Source organism: Polaribacter sargassicola, from assembly GCF_021991835.1.
GTDB lineage: Bacteria > Bacteroidota > Bacteroidia > Flavobacteriales > Flavobacteriaceae > Polaribacter > Polaribacter sargassicola.
In genome coordinates, this window is record NZ_JAHDAU010000005.1 from 179,587 (window position 1) to 202,413 (window position 22,827).

At 28.1% G+C, this 22,827-nt stretch carries 23 protein-coding genes and 1 riboswitch; of the genes, 15 read left to right on the forward strand and 8 right to left on the reverse strand.

What is annotated here, in order from left to right:
* Positions 1-15: 15 nt before the first annotated feature.
* Positions 16-1,353 (reverse strand): MATE family efflux transporter, encoded by a 1,338-nt coding sequence (locus tag KI686_RS09990; protein WP_237589144.1) that lies wholly within the window; start codon positions 1,351-1,353, stop codon positions 16-18.
* Between the two features lie 104 nt (positions 1,354-1,457).
* On the opposite strand from KI686_RS09990, the gene KI686_RS09995 reads away from it, so the two are divergent.
* The 3 genes from KI686_RS09995 to KI686_RS10005 are packed head-to-tail and all read left to right on the forward strand — an operon-like array spanning position 1,458 to position 3,648.
* Complete coding sequence (locus KI686_RS09995) at positions 1,458-1,853, forward strand: acyl-CoA thioesterase (protein WP_237589145.1); 396 nt, start codon at positions 1,458-1,460, stop codon at positions 1,851-1,853.
* 30 nt (positions 1,854-1,883) lie between these two features.
* Entirely contained in the window at positions 1,884-3,005 is a 1,122-nt protein-coding gene (locus KI686_RS10000; RefSeq protein WP_237589146.1) for a DEAD/DEAH box helicase, read from the forward strand.
* 22 nt (positions 3,006-3,027) lie between these two features.
* The gene (locus KI686_RS10005) at positions 3,028-3,648 is read left to right on the forward strand and encodes a trimeric intracellular cation channel family protein (protein ID WP_237589147.1); all 621 of its coding nucleotides are present in this window, start codon (positions 3,028-3,030) and stop codon (positions 3,646-3,648) included.
* Positions 3,649-3,665: 17 nt separating this feature from the next.
* Here KI686_RS10005 and KI686_RS10010 read toward each other — a convergent pair whose 3' ends face one another.
* Positions 3,666-4,100, reverse strand: coding sequence for a hypothetical protein (locus tag KI686_RS10010; protein ID WP_237589148.1), 435 nt, complete (start codon positions 4,098-4,100; stop codon positions 3,666-3,668).
* A gap of 120 nt (positions 4,101-4,220) precedes the next feature.
* On the opposite strand from KI686_RS10010, the gene KI686_RS10015 reads away from it, so the two are divergent.
* Complete coding sequence (locus KI686_RS10015) at positions 4,221-4,664, forward strand: hypothetical protein (protein ID WP_237589149.1); 444 nt, start codon at positions 4,221-4,223, stop codon at positions 4,662-4,664.
* Between the two features lies 1 nt (position 4,665).
* Positions 4,666-4,866, forward strand: a complete 201-nt coding sequence (locus KI686_RS10020; protein ID WP_237589150.1) for a helix-turn-helix transcriptional regulator — start codon at positions 4,666-4,668, stop codon at positions 4,864-4,866.
* Positions 4,867-4,868: 2 nt separating this feature from the next.
* On the opposite strand, the gene KI686_RS10025 is transcribed toward KI686_RS10020, so the two are convergent.
* The 5 genes from KI686_RS10025 to KI686_RS10045 form a co-directional block, all read right to left on the reverse strand.
* On the reverse strand, positions 4,869-6,269 hold the full coding sequence (locus KI686_RS10025) for a TolC family protein (protein ID WP_237589151.1): 1,401 nt from the start codon (positions 6,267-6,269) through the stop codon (positions 4,869-4,871).
* Positions 6,270-6,300: 31 nt separating this feature from the next.
* Positions 6,301-7,653 (reverse strand): HlyD family secretion protein, encoded by a 1,353-nt coding sequence (locus KI686_RS10030; protein WP_237589152.1) that lies wholly within the window; start codon positions 7,651-7,653, stop codon positions 6,301-6,303.
* 6 nt (positions 7,654-7,659) lie between these two features.
* Entirely contained in the window at positions 7,660-9,330 is a 1,671-nt protein-coding gene (locus KI686_RS10035; RefSeq protein ID WP_237589153.1) for a peptidase domain-containing ABC transporter, read from the reverse strand.
* A 3-nt stretch (positions 9,331-9,333) separates the two neighbouring features.
* Positions 9,334-10,005, reverse strand: coding sequence for a TetR/AcrR family transcriptional regulator (locus KI686_RS10040; RefSeq protein WP_237589154.1), 672 nt, complete (start codon positions 10,003-10,005; stop codon positions 9,334-9,336).
* A 149-nt stretch (positions 10,006-10,154) separates the two neighbouring features.
* Positions 10,155-11,183: a hypothetical protein gene (locus KI686_RS10045; RefSeq protein WP_237589155.1), complete on the reverse strand. Its 1,029-nt coding sequence runs from the start codon at positions 11,181-11,183 to the stop codon at positions 10,155-10,157.
* A gap of 249 nt (positions 11,184-11,432) precedes the next feature.
* Here KI686_RS10045 and KI686_RS10050 point away from each other — a divergent pair, with 249 nt between their 5' ends.
* The 3 genes from KI686_RS10050 to KI686_RS10060 all read left to right on the forward strand — a co-directional run bounded on the left by KI686_RS10050 (position 11,433) and on the right by KI686_RS10060 (position 15,379).
* Positions 11,433-11,885, forward strand: coding sequence for a cold-shock protein (locus KI686_RS10050; RefSeq protein WP_237589156.1), 453 nt, complete (start codon positions 11,433-11,435; stop codon positions 11,883-11,885).
* Positions 11,886-11,970: 85 nt separating this feature from the next.
* Entirely contained in the window at positions 11,971-12,786 is an 816-nt protein-coding gene (locus KI686_RS10055; protein WP_237589157.1) for an AraC family transcriptional regulator, read from the forward strand.
* 73 nt (positions 12,787-12,859) lie between these two features.
* Positions 12,860-15,379, forward strand: coding sequence for a TonB-dependent receptor (locus KI686_RS10060; RefSeq protein ID WP_237589158.1), 2,520 nt, complete (start codon positions 12,860-12,862; stop codon positions 15,377-15,379).
* A gap of 73 nt (positions 15,380-15,452) precedes the next feature.
* Here KI686_RS10060 and aroB read toward each other — a convergent pair whose 3' ends face one another.
* Positions 15,453-16,511 carry a 3-dehydroquinate synthase gene (gene aroB, locus KI686_RS10065; protein WP_237589159.1) on the reverse strand — a complete coding sequence of 353 codons (1,059 nt, stop codon included), beginning with the start codon at positions 16,509-16,511 and terminating at the stop codon, positions 15,453-15,455.
* An 89-nt stretch (positions 16,512-16,600) separates the two neighbouring features.
* Between aroB and KI686_RS10070 the strand changes: the two genes are divergently transcribed.
* The 7 genes from KI686_RS10070 (at position 16,601) to thiE (ending at position 22,812) form a co-directional block, all read left to right on the forward strand.
* On the forward strand, positions 16,601-17,764 hold the full coding sequence (locus tag KI686_RS10070) for a proline dehydrogenase family protein (protein WP_237589160.1): 1,164 nt from the start codon (positions 16,601-16,603) through the stop codon (positions 17,762-17,764).
* Positions 17,764-18,060, forward strand: coding sequence for an LETM1 domain-containing protein (locus KI686_RS10075; protein ID WP_237589161.1), 297 nt, complete (start codon positions 17,764-17,766; stop codon positions 18,058-18,060). Before KI686_RS10070 ends, KI686_RS10075 begins: the two co-directional genes overlap by 1 nt.
* A 49-nt stretch (positions 18,061-18,109) precedes the next feature.
* A riboswitch (TPP riboswitch) is annotated at positions 18,110-18,205 on the forward strand.
* Positions 18,206-18,277: 72 nt separating this feature from the next.
* Positions 18,278-18,478 carry a sulfur carrier protein ThiS gene (thiS, locus tag KI686_RS10080; RefSeq protein WP_237589162.1) on the forward strand — a complete coding sequence of 67 codons (201 nt, stop codon included), beginning with the start codon at positions 18,278-18,280 and terminating at the stop codon, positions 18,476-18,478.
* A gap of 167 nt (positions 18,479-18,645) precedes the next feature.
* Positions 18,646-20,508: a phosphomethylpyrimidine synthase ThiC gene (gene thiC, locus KI686_RS10085; RefSeq protein WP_237589163.1), complete on the forward strand. Its 1,863-nt coding sequence runs from the start codon at positions 18,646-18,648 to the stop codon at positions 20,506-20,508.
* 193 nt (positions 20,509-20,701) lie between these two features.
* Positions 20,702-21,304 (forward strand): thiamine phosphate synthase, encoded by a 603-nt coding sequence (locus KI686_RS10090; RefSeq protein ID WP_237589164.1) that lies wholly within the window; start codon positions 20,702-20,704, stop codon positions 21,302-21,304.
* A 114-nt stretch (positions 21,305-21,418) separates the two neighbouring features.
* On the forward strand, positions 21,419-22,177 hold the full coding sequence (locus KI686_RS10095; RefSeq protein ID WP_237589165.1) for a hydroxymethylpyrimidine/phosphomethylpyrimidine kinase: 759 nt from the start codon (positions 21,419-21,421) through the stop codon (positions 22,175-22,177).
* Positions 22,174-22,812 carry a thiamine phosphate synthase gene (thiE, locus tag KI686_RS10100; protein WP_237589166.1) on the forward strand — a complete coding sequence of 213 codons (639 nt, stop codon included), beginning with the start codon at positions 22,174-22,176 and terminating at the stop codon, positions 22,810-22,812. Before KI686_RS10095 ends, thiE begins: the two co-directional genes overlap by 4 nt.
* Positions 22,813-22,827 lie beyond the last annotated feature (15 nt).

Here is a 22,827-nt window from a genome sequence, read left to right on the forward strand (position 1 = left end):
TAATTTTTTTAAAAATTATTTTAAATTCTTATCAACTTCACGTTTTAAAACAATAACAGTAATAAGAGTAGAAAAAATATCTGCAATAGGAAAAGACCACCAAACACCTGTAACACCGTAATATTTAGGTAAAATATATGCTAACGGGATTAAGAAAACTCCTTGTTTTAAAAGCGTTAAAAATAAAGCTGGTAAAGATTTTCCTGACGCTTGAAAGTAAGCAGAACCGACTAATTGCATGGTTACAATAGGTGTTGCTAAAAACACAATTAGCATTGCATTTGGTGTGTTTTCTAAAAGGGTAACATCATCCGTAAAAATTCGTATAATTTCTACTTTAAATATTAAAATTCCAATAAATATAATAGTACCTAATAACGTACCAAATAAAACAGATTTTTTAATAGTTTCTTTTACTCTATCATTTTTTTTAGCACCAATATTATATCCTGCTACAGGCAAAAAACCTTGTGAAACACCCATTACTGGCGAGTAAGCAAACATCATAACTCTATTAATTACTCCGTAAACAGAAATAGAGATTTCTCCACCATATTTAAAAAGAGAATAATTTAAAACAATCATTAACACACTAATAGCGCCTTGTCTTACAACAGAAACACCACCAAGTTCTACTATTTCTCTAACAATTTTAGCATCTAATTTAAAGTTTTTAGGAATAATTTTTAATTCGCTTTTAGATGATAAAAAGAAATATAAAATATACAAACCACAGCTCATGTAAGAAAAAGAAGTAGCCAAACCAGCACCCCACATTCCCCAATTAAAAAATTTAATAAAAATAATGTCTAAAACAACATTTAAAACTGCAGGTACCATCATTGCATACATGGCAAACTTTGGTTTACCTTCTGCTCTAATTACAGGGTTACCCATCATAGCAAAGGCTAAAAACGGAACACCATAAATAATTACCTTAAAATATTCTGATGCTATTGGTAAAATATCTCCTTTTGCACCAAATAAATTTAAAATGGGTACACTAAAAAAGTTACCAATAATTACAAAAGTTATTGCTAAGATTACAGTTAAAAATACCTGATTACCAAAAGTTAAAAAAGCTTTACTAGAATTACCGGCACCTAAAGATCTAGAAATTATAGAACTTCCTCCAATACCAATTCCCATTCCTATAGAAGAAATTAAAAAAGCAATTGGTAAAACCACTGTAATTGCTGCAATTGCCAAAACACCAATCCATTGACCTACAAAAATAGTATCAACAATCATGTTTAAAGACATTACAAGAATACCAATTGTAGCGGGTCCTGCTTGTTTAATTAATAACTTACTAATTTTTTCTGTTCCTAATTTGTTAGCTGATTCTGTCATAAGATTGCGCAAATATCAGCATTAAAACCAAGTTGTGTGTAAATATTTTGTGATTAATTGTTATAAATATCATAAAGTTTTTATGTTTGTTAAAATTGATTAAATTGAAAGATATTTTTACACTTACCATTAAAGTTTCATCAGAAGATATAGACAATTTACAACACGTAAATAACTTAGTTTATGTAAAATGGATGGATGATATTGCAACAAAACATTGGTCTTTTTTAACTAAAGAAAACCCTTTACCACAATATGTTTGGGTAGTTATGAGGCACGAGATAGACTATTTAAAACAAGCAGGTTTAGGAGATGAAATAACTGTAAAAACTTGGGTAGGAGAAACCAAAGGTGTAACTTCTGTAAGATTTATGGAGTTTTATAAAAAAGATGATTTATTAGTAAAAGCTAAAACAGTTTGGTTAATGTTAAATTCTAAAACATTTAAACCAACAAGAATTAGAGAAAATGTTTTAAAAGTATTACAACCATCTAAATAAAAGTATCTTTGCAAAAAAATACAATTTACAATGTCTACTTTTTCTACTCTAGGAATCCATAAAAATTATATAAAAGCTATTAAAGAATTAGGAATAAAAGCTCCTACAGAAATTCAAGAAAAAGCAATACCAGTTTTATTAAAAGGAAGTACAGATTTTATTGGTTTAGCCCAAACAGGTACTGGTAAAACGGCTGCTTTTGGTTTACCTATTTTAACCAAAATAGATGCTAAGTCAGATAATATACAAGCATTAATTTTATCTCCTACAAGAGAGTTGGTTCAACAAATAAAAAAGCAATTATTTAAGTTTACTAAATATAATGAAGACAGAATTTTTGTAGAAGCTGTTTTTGGTGGAGAAAAAATAGACCGACAAATGAATAATCTTAAGAGAACTACACATATTGTTGTAGCAACTCCTGGTAGATTAATAGATTTAATAGAAAGAGGTAGTGTAGATATTAGTCATGTAAAAACAGTTGTTTTAGATGAAGCTGATGAAATGTTAAGCATGGGTTTTAAACAAGATTTAAATAGAATCTTAAAGTTTACAACTAAAACAGATAGAAAAACATGGTTGTTTTCTGCTACAATGCCAGATGAAATTAAAAGAATTGTAAAAACATATATGGATGCGAACGCACCAAGAGTAGAAATTAATAGAAGCTCTTTGGTAAATGCTAATATTCGTCATCATTTTGCAAAAACTACTTTAAAAGAAAAAGTAGGAGATATTGTTACTTTCTTAGAAAAAAGGCAAGATCAAAGAGGTATTATTTTTTGTAGAACAAAAGCCGGTGCACAAAGTTTAGCCAGTTTTTTAATTGAAGAAGGATTTTCTGCCGCTGCATTAGAAGGAGATATGCAACAAAAAGAACGCGATAAAGTAATGCGTGCTTTTAAAAAAGAAACTTTACAATACTTGGTTTCTACAGATGTATCTGCACGTGGAATTGATGTAAACGGATTAGAATTTGTAATTCATCATCAATTACCAGAACAATTAGAATATTATACACATAGAAGTGGTAGAACGGCAAGAGCAGGTAAAACGGGTGTTTCTTTAGCTTTTATTTTACCATCAGAACTAGAAAAAATACATCAATTACAAAAAGAATTGAATATTAAGTTTTCTGAAGTTACAGTTTAATTAAATTTTAAAATAAATATAAATGACACTTATTTATATTTTAGATATTTTAGGCACTTTTGCATTTGCAATTAGTGGTGCTTTAGTGGCTTCAGATAAAAAGTTTGATTTATTTGGCGTTGTTATTATTGCGTTTGTTACTGCAGTTGGTGGCGGTATGTTACGTGATGTTTTAATTAATGCACATCCAATAAATTGGATTGGAGATCTTAATTATTTATATACCATTTTTATTGCCGTAATTTTAACTTTTTTATTTAAAAGCAAGATTGCACCTTTAAGTAATACGATGTTTTTGTTTGATACAATTGGTTTAAGTGTTTTTACTTTATTAGGATTAAAAAAAGGATTATTGTTTAATTTACACCCTGTAATTGCTTTAATTATGGGGGTGATTTCTGCTGTGTTTGGTGGTGTTTTACGTGATATTTTAACCAACAAAGTTCCACTAATATTTGAAAAAGAAATTTATGCATCTGCTTGTTTGGCAGGTGGGATAACTTATTTATTTCTACATATTTTTAATATTCCAGAAAATATCATATTTGTAATTTCTTCTCTAGTAATTATTTGTATTAGAGTTGTTTCTGTAAAATATAAATTACAATTGCCTAAAATTAAAGACGATTTATTTATAAAATAAAACTACTTTTTTTAGAATTAGGATAAAATTCCATCATCGACACATTTTTTAGTGTACCAAACTAAAAATATTCCAAAAATTAATACAAGTATTGGCATAATCATTCCGCTAGGTCCATAAACTTCTATTGCTTTAGTTAAAAAGAAGTTATAAAACATTTGCACTACAATACCTATTAAAGATATTATAAACACAATTTTTGAAATCGATTTTTTCATTAACAAAAGTATACTAGCTAATAATCCTCCCCAAACAGCAATTGCAAATGCAGCGGTAACCCAAAAAGGAATATTTTCATACAAAGTTTGTTGTTCTTGTGGTAAAGCAGCTTTCATTTCATCTGTCATATAAGCTTGACCTAAATAAGCAATAACACCTAATATATTCCAAATTAAAGCGATGATACTAATAACCCAAAATGATTTTGCTGGTTTATTTATGTTTGTAGACATATTGTTAAGTTTTTAATTGTTAGTCTTTTTAAAAATACAAAAATTCTTGTAAAAAATATAAATGTAAAGTATATTTGTCATTATATAAAATATGTTTGTCTAATTGTAAAATAAAATATAATGTCAAAACAATCAATTTGTGAAAGAGAAAGAAGTAATTTAGAAAAAATGAATAAGTTTCAGTTAGAAAATCAATTTAAAAAGATTGGTTTTATAATAGCAATAGGAGCTTTTGTTTTAATGATAGTAAGAAAATATATAGAAGATTCAGAATGGATAAGACCAATTTTACACGGTATATTGTTAATTGGTTTATTGCTGATTTCTTTATCTAAAGAAAAACTAGAAGATGAATTTATAGATAGTTTGCGTTCTCAATCTTATAGGTTGGCTTTTTTAGTAGCTATTGTATATTCTTTAGCACAACCTTTGGTTAATTATGGAGTGGCAGTTTTACTAAATCAAGATGATGAATTAAAATCTTTTGATTATTTTCAGGTTTTATTCTTTATGTTAATTGTTCAGTTATTGTTTTTTTGGCAATTAAAAAGAATGAATAAGTAAAATGAAAAATACATTAAAAGTACAAAGAGCAATCTTAGATTTAACGCAAGATGATTTGGCTAAAAAAATAGGAGTGTCTAGACAAACTATTAATTCTATTGAGAAAAATAGATATGTACCTTCTACTGTTTTAGCCTTAAAGTTATCTGCAGTATTTAATATTCCTGTAAATGATTTTTTTACGTTAGAAGAAACAGATTAAACTTAATTTAAAATGCTAATTACAGCTGCTTTAAATAAGTCTGCTTTTGCCTTAAAGAATGAATTTTCTAAATCTATTGCTTTCAATTTGGTTTCTATTAACTTAGATTCTCTATAATTTACTAAAAATAAAGAGCTTTCTCCTAAGAAAAATTTACGTTCTTCGCCTTTTAAAAGAGTATCATAATCTCTTACAATATTTTTAATATATGTATTTTGTGTTTTAAAAGAAGTTAACTCTTGTTGTAATGCACTTATTTTATTTTTGATAGTAACTTTTGCAGCTTCATTTGTAAACTCAGCATCTTGTAACTTAACTTTAGCTAATTTAAAATCACCTCTTTCTTTTCTTAAAAATAAAGGTAATTTAAAAGAAATTGCTGCTTTATAATTATCATAAGTAAAAGAATTATATTCTTTAGGTTTTTCTGTTAAGAAGTTATATTGAATGTCTAGTTTTGGTAGTAAGTTGTTTAACTTTAGGTTTTTATCAACTTTTAAACTTTGTATTTTATATTCTAAAGATTTTATTTTAGGATGATTATTAATGTCAAAATTAGCATCATTAAATAAAGCAATATTAAAAGTGTTGTCTACTTTATCTAACACTGTTACATCTGGTATTATATGGTCTTGTAACTCTACAGGAGTATTGTCATTTAACCATAAAAATGTAGAAATTTCTAAACTAGATTTAATTAATTTTATACGAGCTTTTTCTAAATTTAGCTTTCTGTTGTTAAGTGTAATACCTGCTTCTAAAGTGTCTATAGCAGGTTTATCTCCTTCTAAGAAAGCACTTTTTGTTCCTTTAAAACGAATTTCTGCATTTTTTAAAAAATCTTCATATACTTTTTTTTCATTGTATGTTTTTAACCAATTAAAATAAGACAGAGCAGCACTGTATAAAATTTCATTAACTAATATTTGCTGATCTTCTTTTGCTTGATTTATAAATAATTTAGCTTGCTTTAAAGAAGCCATTCTTTTATTAATTAAAAAACCATTTAACAAAGAAGCAGAAACACCAGCAGCATACAAACCATCTGTTGGTACTGTGTTTTCTGGATTTAGATAATAACCATCATTGTTTTCAAAATTAGCCTTAAATTCTAATCCATAATAAGTTGGTATTTTAAAAGCAGCATTTAATTTGTTATAATATTCTGTATCCTTAAACTCCTTTTTATCAAAATCTACTTCAACCTTAGGATCAAAAGCACCTCTTGCTTTTAATAATTTAGCTTCGCTGTTGTTAATTGTTAAATTTGCTTGTTTAACAATCGGATGATAGGTTTTTACGTATCCTAAATATTCAGATAATGTCATTACTGAGGCTACTTTTTCTTGTGCAGAAAAATTTGATAACATCAATAAAAACAGAATTAAAATATAGTTTTTCATACTGTAATAATTTAAAAATTAATTACTTTCTTTATTTTTTCTTGTTATCTGTTTTATTAGTTGGTTGGTAATAGTTAGGAGGGAAGCTGTTTAACTGTCTCCATAATTCATACCAAATAGGTACATCTTCTAAAAGAGCAATTGTTTTTGCTCCAGAACCAACTCTAATAGCTTCTGGCCAATTTTCTTCTGTTTCATCTGGTGCTAATAAAACTCTATAGTTTCCGTTAGGGCTAATAAAATTTTCTATAGCAACTACTTTTGCACCGTATGTACCATAAGAAACATTAGGCCAACCAGAAAAAACAATTGCAGGCCAACCATCAAACTGTACACGTACTTTTTCGTTTAAGTGTAAAAGCGGTAAATCTATAGGTCTTACAAAAGTTTCTACAGCTAAATCGTATTTAGAAGGCATTATACCAACTAAATCTTCACCTTCTTTAAATGTAACCCCTATACCACCTTTAATAGCTTTATTTATGTATCCGTTTTGTGGTGCAGTAACATATAAAAGACTGTTTCTTACTTTGTAATTACTGTTGCTGTTTTCTAATTTAGAAACTTGTGCTTTTGCCTCAAAACCACTAGATTCTGCAGTAAACTTATCGCTTTGTGCTTTAGAAATTTTATCTGTATAACTTGTTTCTACTCTAGAAATTTCTACTTTGGCATTAATAACTTCGTTTTTAGAAGCTAGTAATTTATTTTCTTGAGATATTAATTTAGCTTGAGTTTCTTGAAGTTTTAATCGTTTTTCTTCAACATCTTTTACGGCTTTTAAACCTTCTTTTTGTAACGTTTCTGTTCTTAAATATTGTCTTTCTGCTATTTTAATATTGGTTTTAGCAGCTTCAAAATCTATACTATCACTTTTAACTTTTAATTTGGCTTGTAATAGTTTGTTTTGTGTTTGTTCTAATTTTAAAACACGTTCTTGTTTTAAAGCAACAATTTGTCTGTTTAAAGCATCTACTTTAAATTTATATGCATCTACAGACGAAGATTTTGCATTTATTTGTTGGTTGGTTCTTTCTATTAATTGATTATCAAAATAATCACTTTTAACTTCAGAGATTCTAAGAATTGTATCTCCTTTTTTAACATAATCTCCTTCTTTTATAAACCATTCTTCTATTCTACCTGGTATTTGAGATTGAATAGTTTGTGGTCTTTGTTCTAAAGTTAAAGTAGTAACCACACCATTACCAGATATATTTTGTGTCCATGGTAAAAAGAGTATAATTAAGATTAATACAGAAAATACTATTAAAAACTTATTAAAAGCTTTATAATATTTTTTTGAGAATATTTTTTTGCCAGATTTAAATTGTTTTAAATCTACCTTTTTGTTTAATTGATGATTGTTAGAAATATTTAACATCGTTTATTAATTTATAGATTTAATTTGTCCTTTTTCTAATGTTATTATTTGGCTACACTCGGTTCTCCAACTTTTTTTACTACTTACAACAATTAATGCCCAAGGCCTTGCAGCATCTGTTAAATAACCAATTATTCTTACAGTTTCATCTAAATTAAATTGATCTAACGGATCTTCTAAAATCATTATTTTAGGTTGTTTAATAATGGCTCTTGCTAAAATTAATTTTTTAGAAATTGTATAAGAAACCTGTTTTCCTTCTGGATATAAAATTGTATCTAAACCACGAGATTGTTCTTTTAAAAACTGTGTTAAACCAACAGTATCTAACGCTTCATATATAAGATCATCACTTACATTTTTATTTCCAAAAATTAAATTATCTCTTATACTTCCTTCAAAAGGAGTTTCATCAGAAAAAGATAAACCTAATTGAGATCTGTAATGATTTAAATGTAAGCTTTCTAAAGATAAATTATTAACATAAATATGTCCTCCAATTGGTTCTATAACACCAGATATTAATCTAATTAAACTAGATTTACCAGCACCACTTTCTCCCATTACTAAAATTCTACTTTTAGAGTTTAATGTTAATGAAACATTTTTTATAATGTGTTTTTCTCTATTTTCTACTCCGTAAGAAACATCATCTAATTCTACAGTAATACCATCTTTAAATATAGGTCTGTTACCTTCTTGAGATTCTAGTTCTTTATCTACAACTTGACCAATTTTTTCTATTGATGTTAAAACATCATAAAAAGACTCTAAACCAATAATTAATTTTTCTACCGAAGAAATAACTAAAAGGATAATAATTTCTGCAGCAACAAATTGCCCGATATTCATTTCTTGGCTTAAAACCAAAGCACCTCCAATAAATAATAAGCTGGCAGTTACAATAACTTTAAAACCAATCATTTGCATAAATTGTAAAACCAATACCTTAAAGTGACTTTCTCTAGCTTTTAAATATTTTTCTACCAAAATATCATTTTTTTGAATGGCTAAATTTGTATTACCAGACAATTTAAAACTAACTACAGTTCTAGCAACTTCTTGTATCCAATGGGCAACTTTATATTTAATTTTAGATTCATCTAAACTTGTTTGTAAACCTCTTTTTGCAGTGTATTTAAACACAATAAAAATTAATAACAATAAAAGTATACCAAAAAGGATGAAAAATGAATGATAAAAAGAAAGCAAGATTAAAGCAAAAATAATCTGTAATAATGCTGTTGGAATATCTATTAAAATTTTTGATAAACCTTTTTGAATAGTTAAGGTATCAAAAAAACGATTGGCTAATTCTGGTGGATAAGAATTGCGTAATTCTGACATTTTTATTTTTGGAAAACGATAACTTAATTCAAAAGAAGCTCTTGTAAAAATTCTTTGTTGTATGGTTTCTATAATTCTTAATTGCATAAGTTGTAAAGCTCCAGAAAAAATAACTCCAGCTGTTACAACACTTACTAAAATAACCCAAGAGGTTGATATTTCTGCTCCTTGAATTAGGTTAATGATTGCTTGTATACCTAATGGTAATGATAGAGCAACAAGCCCATCAAAAATAGCATAGTAAAAAATTTGAAAAATATCTTTTTTTTCTAATTTTAGTAATCCTAAAAAACGTTGCCAAGGAGTTAGTTGATTTTTGTTGGTTTCCATATTTTATTTTAAAGCAGATTTAACTAAGTGGATAAAAAATTTAGTGGTTGTTTTACCTTTTTGACAATTTGTAATTGATGGAAAATATTCTTTTAAAAAATGTTGATGTAAACCACCTTCTAAAACGGTGTTTGCTAAACTTAAACTGTATTTAAAATCTGGTTTTACAGCAAGTATCATTTGTTGTAACCTAGTAACTAGTCTTTTAAAAACCTCAAAATAAATTTCTTTTTTTTCTTGATTTAATTCTTTGGTAAAGAAAGATTTATGGTCTTCTGTAACAATAATTTTATATAATAAATTTTCATTAATATGAGAAAAGTTATTATCTACTTTTACCGTTCTTGTTACTACAGTGATTGCTTTTTCTAATTTTTCTAAATTATCAGAAATACTAAAGGTTTCTAAAACTAATTGATACTCTAACCAAGCCCAATACCAAGAAGTTAGGTATAACAGCAATTTGTGTTTACTTTCAAAATATCTGTAAATAGAACTTTCATTAGAACCTATTCTATTACCTAATTTTTTAAAGTTAAAGTTTTCAAATCCTTTTTCATGTATCATTAAAATACTATTCTGAACAATTTTTTTACCAAGTTCTGATGTTTCTGGATCTTTAATCCAAATACTATCGGGAACGGAAATTTTTAATACTGATAATAATCCTTGCATGTAAGAAAACTTTTTACGCAAATGTAATAGTAATACTATTAATTGTTGATGTAAGTTGGTTATTTAATGAAAAATTAACATTTTATTAAATAAAAAAACCTTCTGATAAAACAGAAGGCTAACGTTAATTTTTAGTAAATCAATAAATTTTACTCTTTATGTAAATAAACTGCAGAAGCAGATGCTAAATCAACATTATAAACAGGTGTTATGTTTCCACCAGAATTTATATTATTAAAAGCTAAAATTCTACCTCCATTATTGCCAGCTTCTGCAATAAAAACAGTTTCAGTTTCATTATCATAAGCAACATCTACAGGATTACCAAGTAAAGTATTGTTTCCAGAAACTCTTGTTTGATCGCTTGCAGCTAATGTTGCACCGTTAGATGTACTATTAAATTTAGATGTAAAATTTTTAATTATATGAAAACCTCCATCATCTTGTCCGTTTGTAGCATCTCCAATATCTGTTAAAACCATAATATCAGACATTGCATCATAAGTTAAACCATGTGTTCTAACAATACCTTCTATAGCTATTTTTTTAGAACTACTAACTGTTGTATTGCTGGTATTACTTAAAAAATTAGTGTAAACAGCTAATTCATTAGTAGTATCTGCAATTGCATATAAATCATTTCCTTTAAAAACAATTCCCCAAAGTTTAATGTCTGTAGTAATTACATTTCTTAAGGTAAAAGAATCATCTGTTTTAGTATAAATAAAAAGACGACCATCACTTGTAGCCGTATTACCGTCTACATCAGTATTATCAGCTACAACATAAAAATTTCCGTTTACGGCTAATTCTCTTGGGCTGCTCATATCTAAAGAACCTGTTATTCCTGCAACCACATTTAATGAGATAGAATTTTCTGATACATCAATATCTGTATACCCTTCTAAACCAAATGTAGTTCTAGATGCTTGTACAACTAAATCTTCAGATTCATCATAATAAATACCGTCTGCTTGCAAAGTATTTGTAGTTAGAGTAGAGCTAGTAACATCATTTATATTAGATACATTGTAGATATTTACATTACCATTAGAGTTGTTAGAAGTAAATAAAACCTTGGTTTCTGTTTCTAAAATGATATCATTTTCAGAATCATTACAAGAAGTAAAAGACATTGCTGTTGCACACACAAGTGCCATAATTTTAATAGTTTTCATAATATTATATTTTAGTTTTCTAGAGTACATACGAAGTCTTTGCTACTATGGTTTTAATAAATTTTAACTTTAACAAGTTTTAACATTTAACTTTTTTAAATAAAATAATTCCTTAATAAATAGTATCTTTGCAAAGCAAAGACAGAATACACTCCGCTCATTACACAAGTTAACTTTAGTTTGATTTTGAATTTCCAGTTAGGTATTTTATCTTTTTAGAAATAATAATTAAAACCTTTTTATATATTAATGGCAAAATCGCAACAAACATTTAGTAAAAGTGAAAAAGAGAAAAAACGTTTAAAAAAGCGTCAGGACAAGCAAAAGAAGATGGAAGCTAGAAAAGCTGCTAAAGAAGAAAATGGTTCTGCAGGTATTCAGTTTGCATATGTAGATCATAATGGTAATTTAACAGATACTCCACCAGATCCAGATTTAAAAGTAGAGTATGAGTTAGATGATATTCAAATTTCTGTAACTAAAAAAGAAGATTTACCAGAAGAAGATCCTGTAAGAAAAGGGAAAGTTTCTTTCTTTGACACTTCTAAAGGATTTGGATTTATTATAGATACAGAAAATAACGAAAAGTATTTTACACACGTAAGTGGTTTAATTGATCAAATATCAGAAAATGATAAAGTTTCTTTTGAATTAGAAAAAGGAATGCGTGGTATGAATGCTGTAAAAGTTAAGAAAATTTAATTTTTTTATATAAATTTAAATGAATAGCCTTTTTTTATAAAAAGGCTATTTTTTTTGCCTTATTTTTAGATATTTTAAGAATCTAATGGAAAATAAAATAAATACTTACAATAAAATATCAGACTATAAAGACATAAAAATAGAAGAATTTGATGTTAATAAAAGGTATACAAAACCACATAAACATAATAAATATTTAGAAATTGTATATTTTGTAGAAGGTAATGGCTTTCATCATCTAGATTTTAAAAGTTATACAATAAAACCATCTACAGTATTTTTTGTTAAAAAAGATGAAGTACATCATTGGGAAATTAATACAAAGCCAAAAGGTTATGTAATTATAATAAAAGATACTTTTTTAGAGAAAACGTTAGATAAATTTATTAATACACAACTTTTAAAATTGCAGCATAAATCTAAAATTAATTTATCTGCAAAAGATTTTTCTATTAATGCTTTTTTTGAGGCTTTAGTTTGGGAGAAAAATCAGCCATACGTTAATCAAGAAGTTATAGAAGGTGGTTTAAAAGCTTTATTATCTAAATTGGTAGAATATGCAGCTGTAGAAAATGTAGAAAGTACAGATCTTGTTATTAACTTTAAAGAAATGTTATCTCATACTTTAAAAAATAATGTAAATTTTTATGCAGAAAGTTTACACACCACTCCACAAAATTTAAATACAGTTTGTAGAAAAGAGTGTAACAAATCTGCTTCTGATGTAATTTCTGATCATATTATTAAAGAAGTAAAACGACTTTTATTATACACAAATAAAACAATTAGCAATATTGCATATCAATTAAATTTTAAAGATACCTCTCACTTTACAAAATATTTTAAACGTCATACAGGTAAAACTCCAACAGAATTTAAAATGGAGAATAAAATGGTTTAGACCATAAAGTTTTCAAATAAACCATTTAATAAAAAGTTTACAAAGTACATTTGTTGACAACTAAAATTAACTTATGAATCATTTATTAAAAATAACTTTAATACTAATTACTATTTTTACATCTGGTTTAATATCAGCTCAATTAACCGGAAAAGTAATTGAAACCGATGAAAATTATCCTTTAGAATATGCAACTGTAGTTTTATATTCTGCAAATAACAAAACTTTAATAACTGGTGTAGTTACAGATAATAATGGTATGTTTTCTATTAAAAATACAAAACCTGGTAATTATTATATAGAAGCTTCTTTTATTGGTTATCAAACTAAAACAATCCCAAATATTATCATTACTAAAAAAGGAGAGCAAAAAGATTTAGGAGTAATAAAATTAGTTTTAGGTTCTAATAATCAGTTAAATGAAGTTGTTGTTAAAGCCGAAAAGCAAACGGTTTTACACAAAATAGATAGACAGGTTTTTGATACAAAAAAATATCAAAATACTGTTGGTGGTAATGCTGTAGATGTTGTTAAAAACCTTCCTTCGGTTACTATAGATGGTTTGGGAGAAATTAGTGTTAGAGGTAGTAAAGGTTTTACAGTTTTAGTAAACGGTAAGCCAACGCAAGGTGATGCAAGCACTATTTTAGCACAATTGCCAGCAAATGCTTTAGAAAGTATAGAATTAATTACGGCTCCTTCTGCTAAATACGACCCTGAAGGAAAAGGTGGAATTTTAAATATTATCACTAAAAAAGGAGTAATAAATGGTGTTTTTACTCAAATTAATGTTCGTGGTGGTTTTCCTTCTATAGAAGATTATGATACAAAAGTAGCTGCAAAAAGATACGGAATTGATGCAACTATGAATAAAAGAACAGATAAATGGAACTTTTCTGTAGGAGCAAGTTATCAAAGAAATGATAAAACAGGTAGAAGAGAAGGAGACATGTTTATTGTAAATGAAGCTGAAAATAAAACAACTTTTTTACCTTCGGATGGAGAACGTAGTTTTGATGAAATTACCTATAATGGTCGTTTTAATGTTGATTACACACCTAATAAATCTGATTCTTATTCTTTAGGTTTATTTGCAGGTAAACGTACTAAAGAGCGTTTGGCAGATATTGTATATTATGATAATCATTCAATATCACCAATTGGAGGAACTGAAAGAGATTATACATTTGCTTATTACAATCATAATCTAAGAATTAGAAAAGGAGATTTTGCTTTAGGTAGTTTTGATTATTCTCATGAATTTAATAACGAATCTAAAATTTCAACATCAATTTTATATGAATATACTTTTTTAGGAGGACCAACAGAAAATGACAATTTAGGTCATCCGGATAATACGATTGTTTATCAAAAAGAATATAATACCAATGATAATCCTTTATACGGAACTCGTTTTAATTTAGATTATAAATTTAAACCTTTGTCTTTAGGTACTTTAGAAACTGGTTATCAGTTTAGAAATTTAGACCATACAGGTAAATTTGTTTACGAAAGAGATGGTATTTTAGTACCAGAATTTTCTAGTGATGTAAGCTTAAAGAGAAACATCCATTCTGGATATTTACAAATTACAGGGGTTAAAAGTAAATGGGATTATGCAGCAGGAATGCGTTTAGAATCTATGGATAGAGAATATAAAGAAGCTTTACAAAGTGAAGATTCAGAAAATATTTATAATTACGATTTTCTAAAAATTTTCCCATCAGCATCACTTCAATATAAAATTAATGATAAAACAAACATTAAAACAGCTTATAGTAAAAGAGTAGAAAGAACGACTACTTTTAAAATGAATAGTTTTGCAGAAAGAGAACATTCTGAAGTTTTTGAGCAAGGAGATAATACTTTATTACCAGAGTTTATAGATTTAGTAGAGTTAGGTGTAACAAAAAAACTTAAAAAAGGTAATTCTGTTTACGCAACTGCTTATTTTAGACATGTAGATAATGTAATTAATCGTGTAAATACATTGGCTTATCAAGAAAATGGAGTTGTTTTAGATAGTATAATTAATAGAGTTTACTCTAATGTTGGTAAAAGTAATTCTATAGGTGTAGAAGTTGGAGCAACTTTAAAACCAACAAAAAATTGGACTAATTTTTTAGGAGTAAATGTGTATAATTATGCTATTGATGGTGTTTTAAATTTTAAACATAGAGATGGTGTAGAAAGAAGTTATAACTTAGATTCTAAATCAACAATTTATTCTTTTAACTTAAATTCTACTTATAATTTTTGGCAAAATGCATCTTTACAATTCACGTTTAATTATTTATCGGATAGAAATACTGCAATGGGAGAAGATTCTCGTTTTTATTCGCCTAATTTAACTTTTAGAAAAGCATTTTTAGACAATAAATTAATAGCTACGTTACAATGGCAAAATATAGATATGGGATTGTTAAAAACGAATGAACAACGCATAACTACTGCAAGAGAAAATCAATTTTATACAACAACCAATTATGTTTACGAGGTAGATATGGTAACTTTAAACCTATCGTACACTTTTAATGCAGTAAAAAATAAATCGAAATTTATTGATAGCGAATTTGGTAAAAAAGAATTTTAAGAAAACAATTATATAATAAAAAAACCTATCAGATTAATGATAGGTTTTTTATTTGTATCTATTTGTTAAAGTATTAAATATTATAAAATTCCATACTTTCTATAATCAATTCTTCTGGTACTTTACAATCTATTTTATAGTCTTCAAAATCATTTAATAAAACAAAGTTTACTTGTCCGTTAACGTTTTTCTTATCGTGTTTTAATAATTCTATAATAGCCGAAAAATCATCTTTTAAAAGATTTGTTTTTTCATAAATAGATAAAACAACTTCTTTAAGTTCATTTACTTTTTCTGATGGGAAACCTAATAATTTAGCAGACATATAACATTCGCAAACCATACCAATTGCAATTGCTTCTCCGTGTGTTAAGTTTTCTTTATCTTCAGATTCTAAGTAAAAAGATTCTATAGCATGACCTAAAGTATGACCGAAATTTAATATTTTTCTCAGGTTCTGTTCTTTAGGATCTTGTAAAACAACTTCGTTTTTAATTTCTATAGAACGAAATATTAAATCACTGATATTTAAATCTTTATTGTCTTTTATTTCGTTAAAAAGATTAATATCATAAGTAACACCATATTTAATAATTTCTGCGGTACCAGATTTAATTTCTCTTTCTGTAACAGTTTTTAAATAGTCTGTATCTACAATAACCATTTGTGGGTTTGCAAACAAACCAATCTGATTTTTTAAAACGCCCAAATCTACACCTGTTTTACCACCAACAGAAGCATCAACCATAGATAAAAGAGTTGTAGGAATATTTACAAAATCTATACCTCTTTTAAAACAAGAAGCCACAAAACCACCTAAATCTGTAATAACACCACCACCTAAAGTAATTAACAAACTCTTTCTATCTCCACCTAATTCTGTAATTGCGTTCCAAACACCAACACAAGTTTCTAGGTTTTTGTTAATTTCTCCAGATTCAATTTCAATAACTTCAATTGTTTTATCAGTAGTTAAATTTTGAATAAATTTAGGGTAACAATGTTCAAAAGTATTCTCATCAACCAAAATAAAAATGGTAGAATAGTTTTTTTCTTCAATTAAATTAGAAAGATATATATATGCTTTGTCTTGAAAATGAACAGGATATGTAACTGCTTGTATAGATTTCATGAATGATTTATTAGGAGTGCAAAATAAAAATAAAAAAATCAAATATTACTATTGTATAGTTATATTTGTTTCGTTTAAAATAATATCTAATGAAACTTTTTGATAATACAGAAGTTGCTTTTTCTTTAAAGTCAGATTCTCAATTAGAACGTGCTTATTTTTTATTTAAAATGATACAAAGCCAACCAATGGTTAAAATTGGTAGTCTGGTAACAAATTTTGCATTAAAAGCACATTTGCCTATAGAAGGTTTAATTCGGTCTACAGTTTTCGATCATTTTTGCGGAGGAATTACAGAAGATGATTGTTTGCCAGTTATAGATAATATGTATGATAAGGGTAATGTTTATAGTGTTTTAGATTATTCTGTAGAAGGTAAAGATGAAGAAGCAAGTTTTGATGAGGCTTTAGATAAGATTTTAAAAATTATTTCATTTTGTGAAGAAAAAAAATCAATTCCTTTTGCAGTTTTTAAACCAACTGGTTTTGGTCGTTTTGCCTTGTATCAAAAAATAACTGAAGGAAAAAGTTTAACAAAATTAGAAAAAGCAGAATGGAATAGAATAGTTGCTAGATTTCATAAAGTGTGTAAACTAGCAGTAGAAAAAGATGTGCCTTTATTAATAGATGCAGAAGAAAGTTGGATGCAAACTGCTGCAGACAACCTAATTGAAGAATTAATGGAAACCTATAATAAAGAAAAAGCCATTGTTTTTAATACATTACAAATGTATAGGCATGATCGGTTAGATTACTTAAAAGACTTATATTTAAGAGCTTATCAGAAAGGTTTTTACATTGGTATGAAAGTGGTTAGAGGTGCTTATATGGAAAAAGAAAGAGAAAGAGCAGAAGAAAAAGGATATCCTTCTCCGATTTGTGTAAATAAAGAAGCTACAGATAAAAATTACGATGATGCTATTAGATTTATGATGGAACATCAAAAAATGTCTTTATTTGCAGGAACTCATAATGAAGAAAGTTCTTACTTGGTAATGGATTTGGCAAATAAATACAATATAGAAAAAAATGACAATCGTCTTTGGTTTGGACAATTGTATGGCATGAGTGATCATATTAGTTATAATTTAGCAAATGCAGGTTATAACGTTGCAAAATACTTGCCTTTTGGTCCCGTTAGAGATGTAATGCCTTATTTAATAAGAAGAGCAGAAGAAAACACCTCTGTTACCGGACAAACAAGTAGAGAATTGAATTTGTTAAAAACAGAAAGAAAAAGAAGGAAATTGTAATGACAAGTATCGAAGAGATAAAGTTATTGTTGATTAGAAATAAGAAAAGGCTTGATTTAGAATTAAAGCAAAGTAAAGAAGCTGTTTCTCTAATTAAGAAATCTACACATACTAGTTTATCAGAAGAAGAAAAAGAAAAAATTAGAATACAGTTGTTAGATATTTGTAAAGCTGTACCTGCTTTAGCCGTTTTCTTATTGCCTGGTGGAGCATTATTATTGCCTCTTTTAATTAAATTAATTCCAGATATTTTACCATCGGCTTTTCAAGATGATTTGCCAGAAGACAAAAAATAAAAACTTCATCTTTATTAATTATATCATAATAATATAATATATTTGAACTATTAAACTTTAGGAGTAGCTAGTTAATCTAGTTTGAGAAATATCCTTAGAACCTGATTTGGTTAATACCAACGTAGGAAAAAGTCATTCTTAAATGCATGCTTTACATTTATATGTGTACGGTTTTGTATCTATTTTCTTCTAAAGTTTACTTTAAAAATCAAGTACGATGACTATAAAAGTAAACAACGAAACTCAAGAAATTTCTAAAAACACAACATTACAAGAATTGGTAAACCTTTTAAAAGTTAAAACCAATGGTATTGCTATTGCCATAAATAATAGTGTTGTTAAAAGAACAGACTGGAGTTCTAAAATTCTTCAGCAAGAAGATGTTGTTTTAATTATTAAATCCACCCAAGGTGGATAAGTCTACTAATAATTAAATATTCGAAAATGTCAGTTCGAGTGATTTTGAGGTACGAAAAATTGTATCGAGAACTTTTTAAAATCGCAAAATTCATACGAACTCAACAAGTTTAAAATAATTTATAATAGTTTCAATTCTGAACAAAACAACACCTTTTAAAATATAATATGAAGAATAAAGACACAGCTCCAAAAGAAGGACAAATAACAAGAAACCCTTTTCCTAATTCAAAAAAGATTTATGTAGGAGGTAAAATTCACCCACAAATTAAAGTGGCCATGCGTGAAATTTCTTTAAGTGATACAACAGATTCTATGACCAAAAAGAAAACACCAAATGAGCCAGTTACTGTGTACGATACTTCTGGTCCTTATACAGACCCAAACAAAGAAATTAACGTACATAACGGAATAGAAAGAATTAGAGAACAGTGGATTTTAGATCGTGGAGATGTAGAAGAATTAGATTCTTTTACGTCTAAATATTGTAACGAGCGTTTAAACGATAAAAGTTTAGACCACATGCGTTTCGATTTAAAAAACAAACCAAAACGTGCAAAAAAAGGAAAAAATGTAACGCAGTTACACTACGCTAAACAAGGAATTATTACTCCAGAAATGGAATACATCGCAATTCGTGAAAACCAACGAATTGATGAAATGACCGAAATAAGAAAACAACACAAAGGAGAACACTTTGGAGCTTCTATTCCAGAGAAAATTACTCCAGAATTTGTAAGAAGTGAGGTTGCTAGAGGTCGTGCTGTAATTCCATCAAACATCAATCACCCAGAAGCAGAACCTATGATTTTAGGTAGAAACTTCTTAGTAAAAATAAATGCAAATATTGGTAATTCAGCAACAACTTCATCCATAGAAGAAGAAGTAGAAAAAGCTGTTTGGGCTTGCCGTTGGGGAGCAGATAATATTATGGATTTATCTACAGGACAAAATATTCACGAAACAAGAGAGTGGATTATCCGTAACTCACCAGTTCCAGTTGGTACAGTGCCAATTTATCAAGCTTTAGAAAAAGTAAACGGAGTTGCAGAGGATTTAACTTGGGAAATTTTTAAAGACACCTTAATAGAACAAGCAGAACAAGGTGTAGATTATTTTACCATTCATGCCGGTGTTTTATTACGTTACGTGCCAATGACTGCAAAACGTGTTACAGGAATTGTATCTCGTGGAGGCTCTATTATGGCAAAATGGTGTTTGGCACATCATAAAGAAAGTTTCTTATACACGCATTTCGAAGAAATTTGTGAAATTTTAAAACAATACGATGTTGCTTTTTCTTTAGGAGATGGTTTGCGTCCGGGGTCTGTGGCCGATGCAAATGATGAAGCTCAGTTTGCTGAATTAGAAACATTAGGAGAGTTAACACAAATTGCGCGTAAGCACGAAGTACAGTGTTTTATAGAAGGTCCAGGTCACGTGCCAATGCACATGATTAAAGAAAATATGGAAAAGCAAATTGAAGTTTGCGACGAAGCTCCTTTTTACACTTTAGGTCCGTTAACAACAGATATTGCACCAGGATACGATCATATAACTTCAGGTATTGGTGCTGCAATGATTGGTTGGTACGGTTGCGCTATGTTGTGTTACGTAACGCCAAAAGAACACTTAGGTTTACCAAACAAAGAAGATGTTCGTGTGGGTGTGGTAACTTATAAATTAGCGGCTCATGCAGCAGATTTAGCAAAAGGACATCCAGGTGCACAACACAGAGATAATGCTTTAAGTATGGCGCGTTTTGAGTTCCGTTGGGAAGATCAATTTAATTTAGGACTAGATCCTGAGCGTGCTCGTGAATATCATGATGAAACCTTACCTGCAGCAGGAGCAAAAATTGCACATTTCTGTTCTATGTGTGGACCAAAATTCTGTTCTATGAAAATCTCACAAGAAGTTCGTGATTTTGCCGCCGAGAATGAAATTGATGAAAACAACGAAGTTTTTCAAAAAGGAATGGAAGAAAAGTCGAAAGAATTTAAAGAAAAAGGATCTGAAGTATATTTGTAAAATAATTAGGAAGTTACCACGCTTAGAAAAAAGCGTGGTCGGGCTTTCCGTTATATCTTTTGCTGGTTCTCGATACAAATTTATTCCGTTTCACTACATAAATTCACTCGAACTGACAGCAAAAGGATGCCACTTCAATCCCTAACTCAAAATACGTATAACAGAATATATTTCTGTACAAAAACATAAAAAAATGATAGTTTTAATAGCACCAGAAAATGATATTCCAAATGAAATTGAAATACTTCATCAACTATTTCAAGAAGGTTTAGAATATTATCATTTTAGAAAACCAGATAAAAATTATCAAGAACATTGTAACTACTTAAATCAGATAGATAAAAAATATCATAATAAAATTGTGGTACATTATTATCACGAATTGGTAAATGAGTTCAATTTAAAAGGTATTCATTTTCAAGAACAAAAGAGAATCGATCATATTGATAACCCAAGTGAATATTTTAAAAATCTAAGTTTATTTGGTAAAACAATAAGTTCTTCTTTTCATGATCCTGAAGTTTTAAACGAGTGTTATTTTGAGTTTGATTATCATTTATTAAGTCCGGTTTTTTCATCTATTTCTAAGAAAGGATACGAAGGCAAAGGTTTTGATGTGAATTCTATAGATAAAACAATTATAGGAATGGGCGGAATTAATACAAAAACCATAAAAGAAACCTTAGAATTAGGTTTTAAAGGAGTTGGTGTTTTAGGCGGCGTTTGGAATGCAGAAAATCCTGTTGAGAGTTTTAAAAGCATAAAAAAATGTTACGAAGAATCTGTGAAAAATTAATTGTAAAAGTTTGTCAGTTCGAGTGTTTTTATGGAGTGATAACGGAATAAAAAGTATCGAGAACAAGAAAACAATTGTCAGTTCGAGCGCAGTCGAGAACTAAAAAATAATAATTTGAATCAAAAAAAATACATATTAACAATTGCAGGTTTAGATCCTAGTAGTGGCGCAGGTATCACTTCAGATATTAAAACTTTTGAAGCGCATGGTTTGTACGGATTATCGGTTTGTACAGCTGTTACCGTGCAAAATGATATTGCTTTTAAAGACTGCATTTGGATAGATAAACAAGTTATTTTAAATCAAATTGAATTGCTTTTCGAACGTTTTAAAATTCCTGTGGTAAAAATAGGAATCATTCAATCTTGGGAAGTTTTATTAGAAGTTGTTTTGATTTTAAAAAAATACAATCCAAAAATAAAAATAGTTTTAGACCCAATTTTAAAAGCAAGTGCAGGGTTTGAATTTCATAGAAAACAAGAACTATCAATTTTCGAAAAAGTATTGGAAAATTGTCATTTTATCACACCAAATTATGATGAAATCAAAGATTTATTTCCTGATAAAACCATAGCAGAAACTATTGATTTTATATCAGAAAAAACAAATATTTATCTAAAAGGAGGACACAGAACAGATAAAAAAGGTTGGGACGAGGTGTATTACAGTAAAATTGTAAAACTGAATATTCCGCCAACAGCTAATAAAATATCAGAAAAACATGGCAGTGGTTGTGTTTTGTCATCTGCATTGGCTTCTAATTTTGTAGAAGAAATTCTTTTAGAAGATGCATGTAAACAAGCCAAATTATATACAGAACAATTTTTAAACTCAAACAATTCCCTTTTAGGAACTCATACATTCAAAAAATGATTAATAAATTACATTATATCTCTCAAGGAGCAACGCCTCAAGAGCATTTAAACAATATACAAAACACTTGTAGTTCAGGCATAGAATTGGTGCAATTACGATTAAAGAATGTAGATGAAAATACTGTTTTAGAAACTGCAAAAAAGGCAAAAGAAATTACAGATAATTTTCAGACAAAATTAATAATTAACGATTATTATAAAGTAGCAGCATCTGTAAAAGCAGACGGAGTTCATTTAGGTAAAACAGACGCTTGCCCTACAGAAGTAAGAAAAGAATTAAAATCTTGGCAAATTATTGGTGGTACTGCAAATACACTAGAAGATTGTAAAAACCTGATAGAAAAAAAAGTAGATTATATTGGTTTAGGTCCTTTTCAGTTTACAAAAACTAAGAAAAATTTAAGTCCGATTTTAGGTTTAGATGGTTACAGAAAATTGTTAGAAGAATTGCAAACAAATACACCAATTATAGCTATTGGAGGTATTACTTTAAATGATGTTTCGGCTATTTTAGAAACAGGAATTTATGGAATTGCAGTATCATCAGAAATTACAAAAAACTACCATAAAATATCTGAGTTTCACAAACTTTTACATGCAAATAGATTACAAGAACAAGTGTTTCGTTTCTAATCGACCTTACAAAAC